This is a genomic window from [Zimmermannella] bifida NBRC 103089, from assembly GCF_001570925.1.
Taxonomy (GTDB): Bacteria; Actinomycetota; Actinomycetes; order Actinomycetales; family Microbacteriaceae; genus Gulosibacter; species Gulosibacter bifidus.
The window spans coordinates 201208-215618 of sequence record NZ_BCSP01000001.1 but is presented as its reverse complement, the minus strand read 5'-3'; the positions used below and the strand labels follow the sequence as shown (position 1 = coordinate 215618).

The 14411-nt window shown below is 60.1% G+C and carries 15 protein-coding genes; 8 read left to right on the top strand and 7 right to left on the bottom strand.

The window, feature by feature from the left end; all coding sequences use genetic code 11:
- Positions 1–46: 46 nt before the first annotated feature.
- The 3 genes from ZBI01S_RS00980 to ZBI01S_RS00970 are packed head-to-tail and all read right to left on the bottom strand — an operon-like array spanning position 47 to position 1563.
- A complete protein-coding gene (locus ZBI01S_RS00980) occupies positions 47–967 on the bottom strand; it encodes an SURF1 family cytochrome oxidase biogenesis protein (protein WP_245610489.1) in 921 nt (306 codons plus the stop codon).
- Positions 948–1238, bottom strand: coding sequence for a hypothetical protein (locus tag ZBI01S_RS00975; RefSeq protein ID WP_306301607.1), 291 nt, complete (start codon positions 1236–1238; stop codon positions 948–950). Before ZBI01S_RS00975 ends, ZBI01S_RS00980 begins: the two co-directional genes overlap by 20 nt.
- On the bottom strand, positions 1231–1563 hold the full coding sequence (locus ZBI01S_RS00970; protein ID WP_159421329.1) for a DUF3099 domain-containing protein: 333 nt from the start codon (positions 1561–1563) through the stop codon (positions 1231–1233). The genes ZBI01S_RS00975 and ZBI01S_RS00970 overlap by 8 nt, the downstream gene beginning before the upstream one ends.
- A 178-nt stretch (positions 1564–1741) precedes the next feature.
- On the opposite strand from ZBI01S_RS00970, the gene ZBI01S_RS00965 reads away from it, so the two are divergent.
- Positions 1742–2455: a beta-ketoacyl-ACP reductase gene (locus tag ZBI01S_RS00965; protein WP_066055619.1), complete on the top strand. Its 714-nt coding sequence runs from the start codon at positions 1742–1744 to the stop codon at positions 2453–2455.
- A 135-nt stretch (positions 2456–2590) separates the two neighbouring features.
- Here the strand turns inward: ZBI01S_RS00965 and serB are convergent, their stop codons facing one another.
- Both serB and ZBI01S_RS00955 read right to left on the bottom strand, forming a co-directional pair.
- Positions 2591–3295 (bottom strand): phosphoserine phosphatase SerB, encoded by a 705-nt coding sequence (gene serB / locus ZBI01S_RS00960; RefSeq protein ID WP_083524378.1) that lies wholly within the window; start codon positions 3293–3295, stop codon positions 2591–2593.
- Positions 3292–4539 (bottom strand): glucose-1-phosphate adenylyltransferase, encoded by a 1248-nt coding sequence (locus ZBI01S_RS00955; RefSeq protein ID WP_066054997.1) that lies wholly within the window; start codon positions 4537–4539, stop codon positions 3292–3294. The genes serB and ZBI01S_RS00955 overlap by 4 nt, the downstream gene beginning before the upstream one ends.
- Before the next feature lie 62 nt (positions 4540–4601).
- On the opposite strand from ZBI01S_RS00955, the gene glgA reads away from it, so the two are divergent.
- From glgA to ZBI01S_RS00935, 4 genes are all read left to right on the top strand, one after another.
- The gene (gene glgA / locus ZBI01S_RS00950; protein ID WP_066054994.1) at positions 4602–5801 is read left to right on the top strand and encodes a glycogen synthase; all 1200 of its coding nucleotides are present in this window, start codon (positions 4602–4604) and stop codon (positions 5799–5801) included.
- A gap of 89 nt (positions 5802–5890) precedes the next feature.
- The gene (locus ZBI01S_RS00945; protein ID WP_066054991.1) at positions 5891–6676 is read left to right on the top strand and encodes an ABC transporter ATP-binding protein; all 786 of its coding nucleotides are present in this window, start codon (positions 5891–5893) and stop codon (positions 6674–6676) included.
- A gap of 165 nt (positions 6677–6841) precedes the next feature.
- Positions 6842–7099: a type B 50S ribosomal protein L31 gene (locus ZBI01S_RS00940; protein ID WP_066054988.1), complete on the top strand. Its 258-nt coding sequence runs from the start codon at positions 6842–6844 to the stop codon at positions 7097–7099.
- 115 nt (positions 7100–7214) lie between these two features.
- Complete coding sequence (locus tag ZBI01S_RS00935) at positions 7215–8615, top strand: MFS transporter (protein WP_083524377.1); 1401 nt, start codon at positions 7215–7217, stop codon at positions 8613–8615.
- Positions 8616–8741: 126 nt separating this feature from the next.
- Here ZBI01S_RS00935 and ZBI01S_RS00930 read toward each other — a convergent pair whose 3' ends face one another.
- Positions 8742–9461, bottom strand: coding sequence for a 3'-5' exonuclease (locus tag ZBI01S_RS00930; RefSeq protein WP_083524376.1), 720 nt, complete (start codon positions 9459–9461; stop codon positions 8742–8744).
- Positions 9461–11194 carry a maltose alpha-D-glucosyltransferase gene (gene treS, locus ZBI01S_RS00925; protein ID WP_066054985.1) on the bottom strand — a complete coding sequence of 578 codons (1734 nt, stop codon included), beginning with the start codon at positions 11192–11194 and terminating at the stop codon, positions 9461–9463. Before treS ends, ZBI01S_RS00930 begins: the two co-directional genes overlap by 1 nt.
- A gap of 95 nt (positions 11195–11289) precedes the next feature.
- Between treS and ZBI01S_RS00920 the strand changes: the two genes are divergently transcribed.
- The 3 genes from ZBI01S_RS00920 to ZBI01S_RS00910 all read left to right on the top strand — a co-directional run bounded on the left by ZBI01S_RS00920 (position 11290) and on the right by ZBI01S_RS00910 (position 14329).
- On the top strand, positions 11290–12177 hold the full coding sequence (locus ZBI01S_RS00920; RefSeq protein WP_083524375.1) for an alpha/beta fold hydrolase: 888 nt from the start codon (positions 11290–11292) through the stop codon (positions 12175–12177).
- A gap of 103 nt (positions 12178–12280) precedes the next feature.
- Complete coding sequence (locus ZBI01S_RS00915; RefSeq protein WP_066054982.1) at positions 12281–13093, top strand: TrmH family RNA methyltransferase; 813 nt, start codon at positions 12281–12283, stop codon at positions 13091–13093.
- Positions 13094–13156: 63 nt separating this feature from the next.
- The gene (locus ZBI01S_RS00910; protein ID WP_066054979.1) at positions 13157–14329 is read left to right on the top strand and encodes an acyl-CoA dehydrogenase family protein; all 1173 of its coding nucleotides are present in this window, start codon (positions 13157–13159) and stop codon (positions 14327–14329) included.
- Positions 14330–14411: the final 82 nt, after the last annotated feature.

Genomic DNA, 14411 nt, shown 5'->3' with positions numbered 1-14411 from the left:
GATCTCCACTCAAGCTGAGCGGTCAACGGCGAGAGGCTCGCTGGCGCTACTTGTCGTAGGCGTCGATGAGCTCGTCTTCGAGTTCGGCATCGGTCTTGCGGGTGCGCTTCGCGCGTTTCGCGGCTTGGCGAGCTTTTGCACGCTGCACCGACGGTGCATCCGCATTGCGTTCGCGGAACTCTTCGCGAATGCCGTAAACGAGACCAATGGCGGCGATCACCGCAAAGATAATCCATTGCACGGCGTAGCTTAGGTGGTTGCCTTCGGTGAGCTCGGGCTTTGCTGTGAGCGCACCGTGCTCGGCCGAAACGGATTCGCTGCGGAGCAACCCGTAGGCACCCACGTACACCCGATCGGCTCCGAGGTTCTCAGCGAACGTCGGCAGGTGGATCGTGGCGATTTGCCCGGCGGGAGCGCTGCGGCCCGGAATCGATCGTTCACCCGGCTTCAACCGCGCCGTGACGGTCACCTTTCCGGTCGGTGCAGCGGGAATCGCATCCGGCGCATCCTGCGTCTGACCGGTTGGAATCCAACCGCGGTTGACGATGAAGATCTCGCCCGATTCCGTTTGCAGGGGAGTAAGGATCTCGAAGCCGGGCAGGCCGTTATGTGGCCGCGCACGGGCAAGCAATTGGTCGTCGACCAGGTACTCACCAGTCAATTCAACTGGCAGCCATTCCTGGTCTTCCGAGAACGCATCGAGCGACGGCAGTGCCTTGGCAATCGGTGTTGGCTGGGCATCAAAGTTGTGGCTGATGTACTGATTCTCGGCAACCTTCTCATCGCGACGCTCGAACTGCCATTGCGAAAGCCAAGTGCACGCAATGGCGAATAGCACCAACAGCACGAAGTATGAGATCCAGCGACGTGAGATGAGAAATCGCAGTCCGCCGCGATTCAAAGTTGTCTCAGCGTCGCGGGATGCCGTTGCTACCGGCTGCGTCGAATCAGTAGTTGGGGGAGTCACGAATCGGTTCCTCATTAACAGGGTCATGCACATCCGCAATGCGCATCGGGAATCCGCGAGTATCCAAGAACCCGCGAAGGAAGTCGAGGTGTGTGCCGCAGGCGAGCCAAATCTTGACTCGGTCTTCGGTATGGATGCGGGGGTTGCGCCATTCGAGTCGGTATTCGGCCGCGTTGTTGCACGCGGCACGCGAACACTGTGGCACCGGGGCTTGGTCTTCCACGAGGAATCCGCGCAACCGGCTACGCAGATCGAATTCTCCGCTACTCATGAGTGCTTCCTTGCGCTCGGGGGTTTTCGGATGCGGTGGTTGAGTCGGTTGTCGTGGCTCGGAACCACGCATCGGCAGAAATGGGTTCGCGATAGACCGTGACCGCGGTGGCGTGCGGTGTCTCGACGGGCTTGCGTCGACGCTGCGAAACGTGGTTGGCGAGGACGACGGCGATCCAGGGCATGAAAATGGCGACGGCCGCCACAACCCAGAGCCACCAGCCGCGGACAAACACCATCAGGATCAGGCAGATAGTACGAATCGCCATCATGATGAGGTATCGCTGGGTACGCGATCGGCGTTCTTCTTCGGCCGATTCGGTCATGGAAGTGATGTTGACAACTGGTGTTCCCAGAACCATCACCTCCGTACGCGGTTCGTGCATGCACCACGGCCATTTCGGCAGCATGACCGTTACCCGACAAGCCTACTCCGGCGCCGGCGAAGTACCAGCGTGACCGTATGATTGGCAGACTTCCATCACCATATTCTTGAGGAGCATGATGACGACTCAACGCACCGTACTCGTGACCGGCGGCAATCGCGGCATTGGCCGCGCAATCGCCGAAGCTTTCCTGGCCGACGGCCACCGTGTTGCCGTTACGTCGCGATCGGGCGAGGGCGGACCAGCAGGCGCTTTGACTGTGGCTGCAGACGTAACGAATGCCGAATCAATCGACAAGGCCTTCGCCGAGGTGGAAGCCGCCTACGGTCCGGTTGAAGTCCTCGTAGCTAACGCCGGCATCACCAAGGACACGCTCTTGCTGCGGATGACCGAGCAGGACTTTGAAGACGTCATCGACACCAACCTCACCGGCGCCTTCCGTGTCATCAAGCGAGCAACGAAGGGACTGCTCCGAAACAAGTGGGGTCGCGTTGTGCTGATCTCATCGGTGGTTGGACTGTATGGCTCGCCCGGTCAGATAAACTACGCTGCCTCGAAGTCGGGTCTTGTCGGAATTGCCCGTTCGCTGACCCGCGAGCTTGGCAGCCGCAACATCACTGCAAACGTTGTCGCTCCCGGGTTCATCGAAACCGAAATGACGGCTGTGCTGCCAGAAGCCACCCAGGAGCAGTACAAGTCGAGCATTCCTGCTGGCCGATTCGGTCAGGTCGAGGAAATCGCCAAGGCCGTGACCTGGCTCGCCAGTGATGACGCCGCCTATATTTCTGGCGCCGTGATTCCAGTCGATGGCGGTTTGGGCATGGGGCACTAACCGTTCAAGACAGCATGCGCGGGATGCATCCGGTACAGAAACCGGGCATCCCGCGCATTGTCGTTTGGTGAGCAAACGACGTCCTCATCATTGATGTGGACGGTCACCGTGCTGTCCTTACTCACAGCAGCGAATTTAGTGCGCTGCGGGAATGCCGAGCAGGGGGAGCAGCTGAGTCATGTCGCGGTCGCGCATGGCTACGCTTGCCTGCTCTCGCACGACAGGCTTGGCGTCGAACGCGACGGAGAGGCCCGCAATTGCCATCATGCCGAGGTCGTTAGCGCCATCGCCAACTGCGACGGTGCGTTCCATCGGCACGTCGAGTGATTGCGCCCAGCTGCGCAGCGTGCGTGCCTTGACCTCACGACCGACAATGGTGCCGGTCACTTCGCCGGTGAGCACACCCGCGTCATCGGTTGCAAAGCGGTTCGCGCGCCAGAGGTCCAGGCCTAGATCCTTAGCCAGCGGGTCGAGCACCTCATGGAATCCGCCAGATACACATCCGACTCGACCTCCGGCAGCGTGAACTGCGGCAATCATCTCGGGCACACCCTTGGTGACGGTAATACGGTCGCGTACTTCGGCAATTTGTGCGGTCGTTACGCCTTTAAGCAACGCGACGCGTTCACGCAGACTGCCTTCGAAATCGAGCTCGCCGCGCATGGCACGATCGGTGACTTCTGTCACCTGATCGCGGACATTCGCATAGTCGGCGATCAGCTCAATGACTTCGTCTTCAATCAGCGTCGAATCGACGTCGAGGACAACAAGGAAGCGGGCACCGGGAGTAATGGTGCCCTCACCGTGCATTGGCGAAAGCGTTAGATCGTTGGGGGTCATGCCTCAACGATGCCATTCTTTGGCACCACAGTGATACCCGACGCGGTGACCGTGAAGCCACGAGCCCGGTCGTGCTCGGGGTCGATACCGATGCTGGCGCCTTCGCGCACGATGACGTTCTTGTCGAGAATCGCTCGGCGTACCTGCGCACCCGGCTCAATCGAAACGCGGTCGAACGTGATCGAGTCCACAACCAACGCGCCCGAGTGCACCTGCGTCCATGGACCGAGCACCGAACGCTCAACATGCGAACCGGAAATTACCGAACCAAGCGAGATGATCGAGTCGATCATGGTGCCGGTCGAGCCGCGTGCGTCGCGCACAAACTTTGCCGGTGGCGAGTTGAGGGCCTGCGACATGATCGGCCAACGCTCGTTATAGAGGTTGAAGATCGGCATGGTCTGGATGAGGTCCATGTGTGCGTCAAAGAACGAGTCGATGGTACCCACGTCGCGCCAGTAGTCACGGTCGCGCGGGGTGGAACCCGGCACGTCGTTGTTAATGAAGTCGTAGACACCGCAGTCACCGTCACGAACGAAGGCAGGAATGATGTCGCCACCCATGTCGTGTTTCGAAGTCTCATCGGCAGCATCGCGAGTAACCGCCTCAACGAGCTTGTCAGCGTCGAACACGTAGTTACCCATTGACGCCAGAATCTCGTTCGGGCTGTCTGGCAGGCCTTCGCAGGTTTCTGGCTTCTCGAGGAACTCGCGAATCCGCGTGGGGTCTTCGGGATCAACATCGATGACACCGAAGCTGGTCGACATCGACTTAGGCTGGCGGATTGCCGCCACCGTCGCGCCGCGACCCGAGGCAATGTGTTCCTCGATCATCTGCGAGAAGTCCATGCGGTAGACGTGGTCGGCACCGACGACAACCACGATGTCCGGCTTCTCGTCGTGGATGAGGTTCAGCGACTGGAAGATTGCGTCAGCGGAACCTGAAAACCAGTGCTTACCGCGGCGCTGCTGCGCAGGCACACTCGAGACGTACGAGCCGAGCATTGCCGGCAGACGCCAGGTCTGCGACATGTGGCGGTCAAGTGAGTGTGACTTGTACTGCGTAAGTGCCACGATCTGCTGGAGACCAGAGTTCACCAAGTTTGAGATCGCAAAGTCGATCAGTCGGTACTGGCCCGCAAACGGCACGGCCGGTTTTGCCCGGTCTGCCGTGAGCGGCATCAGGCGCTTGCCCTCGCCACCAGCAAGTACGATTCCGAAAATTTTTTTCTGCCCCGTCGCCATGAACCACACTGTAAGGGGGAAACATTAATGGAACTGTTCATTTGAGTGTCTAGCCTGAGAACATGCGCGTTGATGTGATTAGTCGTGAGTACCCACCCCACGTTTATGGCGGAGCCGGAGTCCATGTAACTGAGCTTGTTCGGGCGATGCGCGCGAACATCGATGTTGCCGTTCGCTGCTTTGACGAGCCGATTGAAGAGCCGAACACCACCGGTTATGACGTTCCCGAAGACCTCCGTGACCGCAACGCGGCGCTCGGGTTCCTCGGCGCAAATGTCCGGATGGCCGCCGATGTCGAGGGTGCTGATCTGGTGCATTCACACACTTGGTACGCCAACCAGGCAGGCAATATTGCTGCGCGACTGCACGGCATCCCGCACGTCATTTCGGCACACTCACTGGAGCCACTTCGTCCGTGGAAGGCCGAGCAGCTCGGTGGCGGTTACCGCCTGTCGAGTTGGATGGAGCGGGATGCGTACGAAAACGCTGACCGCATCATCGCGGTTTCGAACGGGATGCGACGCGACATTCTTCGTTGCTACCCGCAGCTAGACCCAGACAAAGTTGTGACCATCTACAACGGCATTGACACGGAATGCTGGCACCCGGTTGATGACCCGGAGATCGTTCGTAGCCTTGGTGTAAACCCCGACCACAAGACGGTCATTTTCGTTGGCCGAATCACGCGTCAAAAGGGTCTGCCGTACCTGCTGCGCGCAGTTCGCGAGCTCCCGGCTGATGTGCAGATTGTGTTGTGTGCGGGTGCTCCGGATACTCCGGCGATCGAACGTGAAGTGCGTGAGCTTGTCTCGGTACTGCAAGCAGAGCGTGAAAACGTTCATTGGATTTCCGACCACTTGCCGCGCGAACAGATCATGGCGCTGCTCACCGCAGCCGACGTGTTCGTTTGCCCATCCATCTACGAGCCGCTGGGCATCGTCAACCTCGAAGCCATGAGCTGCGGCACCGCCGTCGTAGGCTCGGGCACCGGCGGTATCCCCGAGGTCGTTCAGGATGGCGTAACCGGACGTATTGTGCCGATCGAACAGGTTCAGGACGGAACCGGAACGCCGACTGACCCGGACAAGTACATTGCTGACCTCGCATCCGCGCTGAATGAAGTGCTTGCCGACCCGGAGCTTGCGGCAAAATACGGTCAGGCCGGTCGTGAACGCGTCGAGCGCGAGTTCACCTGGACGCAGATCGCCGATCAAACGATCGAGCTTTACCGGACTATCCTCGCTGAACGTGCCAATAGCTAACGCGCAACGAACCGCGTAAGCGTACTCATGAATTGCCGCAGTGCTACCGCAATGCGCGCAACCAATGGACTGAAAGTGGATCAATACCTATGACTGAAGTGCTCTCCTTTAGCGGCACGAGTGTCGTGCGCAACGGTCGCGCAATTCTCGACGACGTGAACTGGTCCGTTTCGGATGCGGACCGCTGGGTCATTCTGGGACCGAACGGCGCCGGAAAGTCGACGCTACTGGCGCTCGCATCGGCGTATCTGCATCCGACCAGCGGTGAGGTTGAGGTACTTGGGGAAGCGATCGGCACTTGTGACGTCAACGAGCTGCGTCCGCGAATCGGTGTTGCCAGCAGCGAGATGGCAGCGCGTCTGCCTAATACCGAAACCGTTCGTGACGCGGTCCTCACCGCTGTCTACGGTGTGACCGGACGCTGGACCGAAGAGTACGACGAGATCGACTACGCCCAGGTAGATGAGGTGCTTGAACAATGGCAGCTCAGCGAGCTGGCTGATCGAACCTTCGGCACGCTGTCGGATGGCGAACGCAAGCGCGTACTGATTGCCCGGTCGGTCATGAGTGACCCTGAGTTGCTGCTGCTGGATGAACCGAGTGCAGCACTCGATCTCGGGTCGCGTGAGCGGCTGCTCGCGTCGCTGACGGAATACGCCCAGAGTGACTTTGCGCCGGCCATCGTGATGGTCACGCACCACGTTGAGGAAATCCCGGCTGGGATTACGCACGCGATGCTGATGCGAGAGGGGAAGATCATGGCAGCGGGCCCGATTCGCGACACGCTGACCAGTGCAAACCTCGAAGCAACCTTTGGCCTACCGTTGGAGGTTCAGGAACAGTACGGGCGATTCACCGCCCGCGCGCTGGCATAACTTGCCAGTGTGCTCGCATTTGCGGTCAACCGCATGCTAGTATTGCCCCTTGGCTTTGCTTGGGCCTAACCGTACGTTCATGCGCGTGTAATTTCGTCATTGATGTACGGGGTTACGCAGCCCAGCATTTGAAACTTGCATCAACTTGTCGAAGAAGGAAACACGATGAAGGCAGACATCCACCCGGACTACCACTACGTGGTGTTCAACGACCTCGCTTCGGGTGAGAAGTTCATCACCCGTTCGACCGTCACCAGCCAGAAGACCATCGAGTGGGAAGACGGCAACACCTACCCGGTAGTTGACGTTGAAATCTCGAGCGCTTCGCACCCGTTCTACACCGGTAAGCAGCGCATCATGGACTCGGCCGGTCGCGTCGAGAAGTTCAAGAACCGCTACGCCAAGTTTGGCAAGAAGGCCTAGTTCGACTAGCACCTTCAGCACTACGCGAAGCGGTGGGAACTCGATTGAGTTCCCACCGCTTTTGCGTTTCCCATAAACTGATTCCCGAACCTGCGATACGAAAGTCGAGGATGCGATGGCTCGCAACGTTGCAAGCGATCCCTCCGAATCTCCCACTCCGTCGGGCACAACCGGCTCGAAGCTGCCCCGGGCACTGCAACCGTTTCGCTCGCCCGATTTCCGCATCCTCATGCTCGCCATGGCGATGTCATTGTTCGGTTCGGGGATGTGGGCCGTCGCGATGGTCTACGAAGTCATCGAACTTGGCGGCGATGAAGTTGCCGTGGCAATCGTCGGCACCTCAACGGCGATCGGTCTGATCACGACCGCCATTCTCGGCGGGGTTGCGGCCGATCGCTTGCCTCGACGTTGGATCTTGCGCGCCGTTGAACTGGTTAACCTACTCGCCGTGAGCTTTAGCGCCATTCTGGGTGCGCTCGGACTGCTGCAGGTCTGGCACCTTGCGGTCACCGGTGCGTTGCTCGGTATCGCCACTGGCTTTTTCTTCCCGGCATACTCGGCCTCATTGCCGCGCATCCTTCGCGAAGAAGAGCTGCTTGCCGCCAACGGTATTGAAGGGATGGGGCGGCCAGTGCTGACGCAGGCACTTGGACCAGCCGTTGCGGGCTATGTCACCGCCGCGCTTGCACCGTCCGTGGCGATCATCGTGATCGCTGGTGCTCACTTGCTTGCGTTGCTGGCGCTGTGCTGGCTGCACCCGCGCGTTGACCAGGGGGAGACCTCGGGAGCAACACCGCCAATACAGGTGAGTTCACCCGTTACCGGCGCCATCCTGCTGCCGAGCATCGCTGAAACAACGGCTGCGGAAGATTCTGGCAAGCTGGCGAAGACCACCGCATGGGAAGACCTGCGCGAAGCCGTACGTTTCGTTGCGAAGACTCCCTGGGTTGCGTGGACATTGGGATGGAGCTCGTTCATCCTGTTTTTCTACCTCGGACCGCTCGAGGTGCTGACACCGTTCTTGCTGCGTGAGCAGCTCGGTCTGGGGTCGGATGCGTTCGGTATGGTGCTTGCCGGTTTTGGCGTGGGTGCCGCGCTCGGCTCATTCGTCATTTCTTCGCTGGCGCTGCCGCGTCGCTACCTCACGGTGATGCTGAGCCTTTGGGGACTGCCGCTCGCGCTGTTCGGTCTTTTTGGATTTGTTGGGCAGCTCTGGATCATCGTGGTGCTGGCGTTCATCATGGGTGCTACTGGTGGTGCCGGAAACGTGATCTGGGGCACGCTCTTGCAGCGCCGTGTGCCGCGGCACATGCTCGGCCGAGTCTCGAGCCTGGACTTCTTTGTATCGCTCGCGTTGCTGCCGCTGTCAACGGCGATTGCGGGTCCGGTTGGCAAGTGGTTGCCGATCGAGTGGATTTTCGCCGCCGTTGCGGTGATTACGGTTGCTGCCACTGTCTATGTGCTGCTCTTTGCCGGATTGCGTCAGGACGAACTCGATCACCCGATTCGAGACTAACGACACCGCCAATCGCAGCATGAGGTTGCGCGGCGCTGCCGCAACGAATTTGGGGCGAGTTCATCTGCATCACGCAGGAACTCGCCCCAAGCGGATGTGGGTCTGGTTCGCCCACGCTCTGGCTGGCTAGCCGCGGATCGGCCAGCCGCGATCGGCGGTGAAGTTCGGGTCGCGCTGACGACGCATGTACGACTCGAAATCTGTCGCCTGCGCATCCGCCCACTGCGCCTGCAGATCGTGCAGCTCCGCCAGCGGAATAGCGAGCTGGTCGGGGTACTTGCGTGCCATCGCCTGCGCCACCTGACCGCTGGCAATCGCATCCGCGCCGGCATCATGCGCATCGAGAAGCTCGACGCCATAAACGGGCGCCGAGTCAGTAAGCGTGCGCTTACCCTTGCGGAACTTATCAACCTGACGGTCAATCACCAGCGGGTCAATCACCTGCTTGCCGAGCGGCGGGAACGGTACGCCGTGGCGATTGCACTCTGCCGCAAGCAGCGTGAGGTCGTAGGGAGCGTTGAATACGACCAGTGGCAGGCCGCTTCGTGCGACCCACTCGAGGGACTTCGCGAGCTTGGCGATGACTTCGGCAGCAGGCTCACCCTCGCTCTGCGCGGTCTCTGTGGTAACGCCGTGCACGGCAGTGGCGCGTTCGGGAATCTCGATACCCGGGTCGGCGAGCCAATCGGTGCCGCGCTCGACTTCGCCGTCCGCATCCAGAATGCCGAAAAACGCGGTCACAATTCGGTCATTCATTGGATCAATACCGGTGGTTTCGGTATCGAAAACGACCACGCGATCCGCCCACTGGGCGGAAGGTGCCGCTACAGCCGATGCGTCACTCACTATGTATTCCTTTCAAACTGCGGCTGGTGCAAACGCAGCCAATAGAACTGCTGCGCACCGAAGGTCAAATCGACAGCGCCGTCCTCACCAATAGTGGGGAATTCCTGTCCACCAAAGCAGTCTTCCATAGCCATGCCCGCAAACTCGGGCAATTGGATGCGTGCGTGTACGGGACTGTGCGCAAACGAGAACACGCACAGGATGCGTTCGGCGTGCGAATGCATGCCACCTCGGTTGGCGTGGGCTTCGTCGCTCATGCTGCGCACGAATGCCAGCACCGATTCGTGATCAGTCTCGACAACCTGCAGATTTCCGAGACCGAATACGGGATGCTCGCGGCGAAGGTGCAGGATGCGTCGGGTCCAGTGCAGGAGGGATGCAGACTGTGCCATCTGGGTCTCGACGTTCACGTGACCGTAGTTGTACACGAGCGACTGCACCACGGGCAGCGAGAGCTTGCCAGCATCGGCGCTTGAGAAGCCGGCATTCCGGTCGGGCGACCACTGCATCGGGGTACGGGAGGCGTCACGGTCATTCAGCCAGATGTTGTCGCCCATACCGATCTCATCGCCGTAGTACAAAAACGGTGAACCCTTGAGCGAAAGCAAGAGCGCATTCGCGAGTTTGATTTCGTCAAGGTTGTTTTCGAGCAGGGGAGCCAGGCGGCGTCGGATCCCGACGTTAACGCGCATCCGCGGGTCGTAGGCGTACCAGCCGTACATTGTTTGGCGATACTCCTCATCAACCATTTCCAGCGTTAACTCGTCGTGGTTACGTAGGAATACACCCCACGCTGCGGTGCTCGGGATCTCGAGTTGTTCACGAAGAACGTCTTCGAGTTCTTGCTTCTGCTGCGACCGGAGCGCATAAAAGATGCGGGGCATGGTGGGGAAGTCGAACGCCATGTGGCATTCGGGCTCCTCTTCGGTACCGAAGTAGTCAACCACTTCGTGCGGCCACTGATTAGCTTCGGCGAGCAGCACTCGGCCGGGGTATTCTTCGTCGACCATGGCGCGCAGGCGCTTGACGAATTCATGGGTGGCCGGCTCCGATTCACCGTTACCGTCTTCGGTTTCGTACAGGTACGGAATCGCATCCAAGCGGCAGCCATCGACACCCAAATCGAGCCAGAACCGAACGACGTCAAATACCTCACGTTGTACGGCCTCGGATTCAAAATTGAGATCGGGTTGATGCGAGAAGAACCGGTGGAAGAAGTACTGGCGTCGCTCAGTGTCAAACGTCCAATTGGATTCTTCGGTGTCGACGAAAATAATGCGATAGTCCTCGTATTTTTCGTCGGTATCGCTCCACACGTAATAGTCGCCATATGGACCGTCTGGGTCTCGACGCGATTCCTGAAACCACTCGTGTTGGTCAGATGTGTGGTTAATGACGATGTCAATCAGCACCCGCATATTGCGTTCGTGGGCTTTCGTGACCAATTCGCGAAAATCATCGATAGTGCCGTACTCGGGAAGCACTGAACGATAATCCTCAACGTCGTACCCACCATCGCGAAGCGGCGACTTGAAGAATGGCGGCACCCAAATCACGTCGATGCCGAGCCATTGCAGATAGTCGAGCTTGGAAATCAGCCCCTGGAAATCGCCAATACCATCACCATTTGAATCGGCAAATGCACGCACGAGCACCTCGTAGTACACGGCACGCTTGAACCAGTTCTCGTCTCGTTGCAGTCCGGGCAGTAGTGGTGGTGTGCCAAAGCTCATCGGGGGATCCTCGCTATCGGTCGTCGACGCTTGCAAGCGCTCTTGTTCGTGCGTTACGTATTGAATTCAGTAGGGACTCACTACACTTTTTCATAATGACTCCGCGCAACCCCTTGGAAACGCATCTTTCGGCAATTCCCACGAAACACACCGTGTTCACAGTGTGCGATGCCCGCACCGCGGTATGGACCTACGGGCCCGACGACGCCGCAACCACGTTCATCCTGGTGCACGGCTTTCGCGGTACCCACCACGGACTCGAGCTGCTCGCGGCAGCCATGCCCGAATGCCAGTTCATTGCTCCCGACCTCCCCGGATTCGGCGAATCGCAGCCCTTTTCGGGAACACACTCGCTCGAGCAGTACGCGGGCTGGCTCACGGAGTTTTGCGAGATCGTCGACCCGGATGCGTCGGCTATCGTCCTCGGACACTCGTTCGGTTCGATGATTGTGGCGAATGCGGTTACCAATCTGTCGCCGCGCAGGATCTCGCTCGTCAATCCAATTGCCGAGAACGCGCTTTCCGGACCGGACCGCATCCTGACCAATATCGCCATTGGCTACTACAAGCTCGGTGCACTGCTGCCAGAGCGATTGGGGAGCTGGCTGATGTCCGCCCCATTCATTACTCGCATCATGAGCGAGGTCATGGCGGTGACGCGCAATCGCGCGCTGCGACAGTGGATTCATGCGCAGCACCACGCGCACTTTTCAGACTTCGCGAACCGCCAGGTACTGCTCGAAGCATTTCGCGCATCCGTATCCGATGACGTCACCCACCACGCGGCTGATTTTCCGAGCGGTACGTCGCTGATTGTCGGCGAACGAGACAAGATTGCGCCGCTACCGAGTTCGCAGCGACTGCAGGCCGCCATGCCCGGCAGCCAATTATTCGTGATCGAAGGCGTAGGCCACCTGGTGCATTACGAGACGCCGCTGGCGCTTGCCCGGGTGCTCCGCGAGACGTACAACACCGGCAGCTAGCGTCCCGTTACTCGTTGCAGGCTGGCAGCGCTGCGTGTGTCACGGCACGCGATCGTGCTGATGGTCGCGCCTCAGCACCAACTCGCACTGGCACAATTGGTGGGTGCAGCGAATCGACATTGACTCCCTCGACCACCCCGGACTTCGCGACTACGTCAACCTGACAGATGTCGCGCTTCGCCGCGTGCTCGAGCCCGAGGGCGGGCTATACATGGCTGAATCGTCGAAAGTGATTTCGCGTGCGCTAGCCGCCGGACACCGTCCGCGTTCGGTGCTGACGCAGCCAAAGTTCTTGCCGCAGGTAGAACATCTGCTGGTGGCGCACCCCGCGACACCGGTGTTTGTTGGGAGCGAAGCGCTGCTCGAAGACTTGACCGGCTACCGGATGCACCGCGGCATGATGGCATCAATGCATCGACCCGCACTTCCGGATGCGCGCGAGTTGCTCAGCCAGACGAAGACGGCACTCGTGCTCGATGGAATTGTCGATCACACCAATGTCGGCGCTGCCTTTCGCAATGCGGCAGCGCTTGGAGCCGATGCGGTGTTCGTGACTGAGTCCTGCGCCGATCCACTGTATCGACGCAGTGTGCGGGTATCGATGGGGACGGTACTGCAGATTCCATGGACCCGGCTTCCTGCCTGGCCGAGCGCATCGCAGCTCTTTGCGGATGCGGGCGTTTCGCTTGCCGCATTGGCGCTCGACGATCGTGCGGTGACGCTCCGCAGCTTTGCCCGAAACCGTCCCGACCGAGTGGCGCTCGTGCTTGGCACCGAAGGACACGGTCTTGATGCATCAGCCCTGCGCGCCGCCGAGCACACCGTCATGATCCCGATGCAACACGGCGTAGATTCGCTAAATGTCGCGGCCACGAGTGCCGTCGCCCTCTACGCCCTCATCGACGCTGCCGAATAGTTTCTGTCACGGTCGGAATCCGCACTTCGAGGCATGTCGGAGGGGCGGCGTAGGCTTTGCCACATGGCAACAAGCGTGTTTCACCCCCTCGACCTCAGTGACGATCTGCTCGAAGCGTTCCGCGCACGCGCGGCCGAGCACGATCGCGAGAACAGTTTTCCGGTCGCCGACCTCGAAGACCTGCAGCGCATCGGTTACCTGCGCCAGTTTGTGCCGGCCGAACTTGGAGGCTCCGGTCACGGCTTGCGTGAAGTCGTACACCAACAGGCGCGCCTGGCCGCCGCTGCGCCGGCAACGGCGCTTGCCGTGAACATGCACTTGATTACCGGGGGAGTCGCGCGGGTGTTGGCCGAGCGCGGCGCACCCACCTTGGGGCCGAATGACAACGACTTGGTGTGGCAGCACATCGCCGACGACGCGGTCATCGCGCTGGGTATTTCGGAGCCTGGCAACGATGCGGTGCTGTTGGACTCAACCGTGTCCGCAGTGCCGGATGGTGCAGGCGGATATCGCCTGACGGGAACCAAGATCTTTACCTCGCTCTCGCCGGTCTGGACACACCTCTGGTGCTTTGGCCGCGACGACTCCGGTGATACTCCGATGCTGGTCCACGCGCTTATCGAGCGCGGCGATGCGGGCGTTACGATCAAAGACGATTGGGACACTCTCGGTATGCGAGGTACACAATCGTGTTCGACCACGTTCAACGATGTGCACGTGCCCGCATCCCGAATTCTGGGTACTGCACCGGTCGGCCCGAGTTCGAGCCCGATTATCTTCGGCATCTTCTCGAACTTCCTGACGCTGCTCGGTGCCTGCTACCTCGGTATTGCCGAGCGCGCCACCGAACTCGCGGTTGCTGCCGCCCACAAGCGCACCAGCCGAGTTGCTGAGAGAAGCAGCTTCGCCGAAGACGGCGGCGTGCGCGAGATCATCGCGCAGATGGGCAACCGACAGCTGGCAGCCCGGATGCAATTGGAGTCGGTCGCGCAAGATATTGATGCGCTTGAAAACTACGGTGCCGAATGGCCGGTGCGTCTCAGCGCGGCTAAGTACGCGGCAACGGCTGCGGCCCGGGCGAATGTGCAAGCAGCGCTGGAGATCGTTGGCGGTGGCGGGTTCCGTCGCGGACACGAGCTCGAACGGCTGTACCGAGACGTAGCTGCCAGCGTCTTTCACCCGTCCCAAGACCGCAAGGTGATGGCGGCTATCGCCAGCTGGCTGCTCGACGCCTAAGCTGCGTCAGCTGCCCCACCTTTCATCACAGCATCGGCGAACGCACCGCGTTCATCCCCAGACCACGACCTGCTCACGCGGG

Bases quoted from the DNA above. Each gene is read 5' to 3' on its own strand.
- ZBI01S_RS00910 (WP_066054979.1), top strand. From the start codon at position 13,157: ATGGCAACAAGCGTGTTTCACCCCCTCGACCTCAGTGACGATCTGCTC.
- ZBI01S_RS00945 (WP_066054991.1), top strand. From the start codon at position 5,891: ATGACTGAAGTGCTCTCCTTTAGCGGCACGAGTGTCGTGCGCAACGGT.
- ZBI01S_RS00965 (WP_066055619.1), top strand. From the start codon at position 1,742: ATGACGACTCAACGCACCGTACTCGTGACCGGCGGCAATCGCGGCATT.
- serB (WP_083524378.1), bottom strand. From the start codon at position 3,295: ATGACCCCCAACGATCTAACGCTTTCGCCAATGCACGGTGAGGGCACC.
- ZBI01S_RS00940 (WP_066054988.1), top strand. From the start codon at position 6,842: ATGAAGGCAGACATCCACCCGGACTACCACTACGTGGTGTTCAACGAC.
- glgA (WP_066054994.1), top strand. From the start codon at position 4,602: ATGCGCGTTGATGTGATTAGTCGTGAGTACCCACCCCACGTTTATGGC.
- ZBI01S_RS00935 (WP_083524377.1), top strand. From the start codon at position 7,215: ATGGCTCGCAACGTTGCAAGCGATCCCTCCGAATCTCCCACTCCGTCG.
- ZBI01S_RS00920 (WP_083524375.1), top strand. From the start codon at position 11,290: ATGACTCCGCGCAACCCCTTGGAAACGCATCTTTCGGCAATTCCCACG.
- ZBI01S_RS00975 (WP_306301607.1), bottom strand. From the start codon at position 1,238: ATGAGTAGCGGAGAATTCGATCTGCGTAGCCGGTTGCGCGGATTCCTC.
- ZBI01S_RS00970 (WP_159421329.1), bottom strand. From the start codon at position 1,563: ATGACCGAATCGGCCGAAGAAGAACGCCGATCGCGTACCCAGCGATAC.
- treS (WP_066054985.1), bottom strand. From the start codon at position 11,194: ATGAGCTTTGGCACACCACCACTACTGCCCGGACTGCAACGAGACGAG.
- ZBI01S_RS00955 (WP_066054997.1), bottom strand. From the start codon at position 4,539: ATGGCGACGGGGCAGAAAAAAATTTTCGGAATCGTACTTGCTGGTGGC.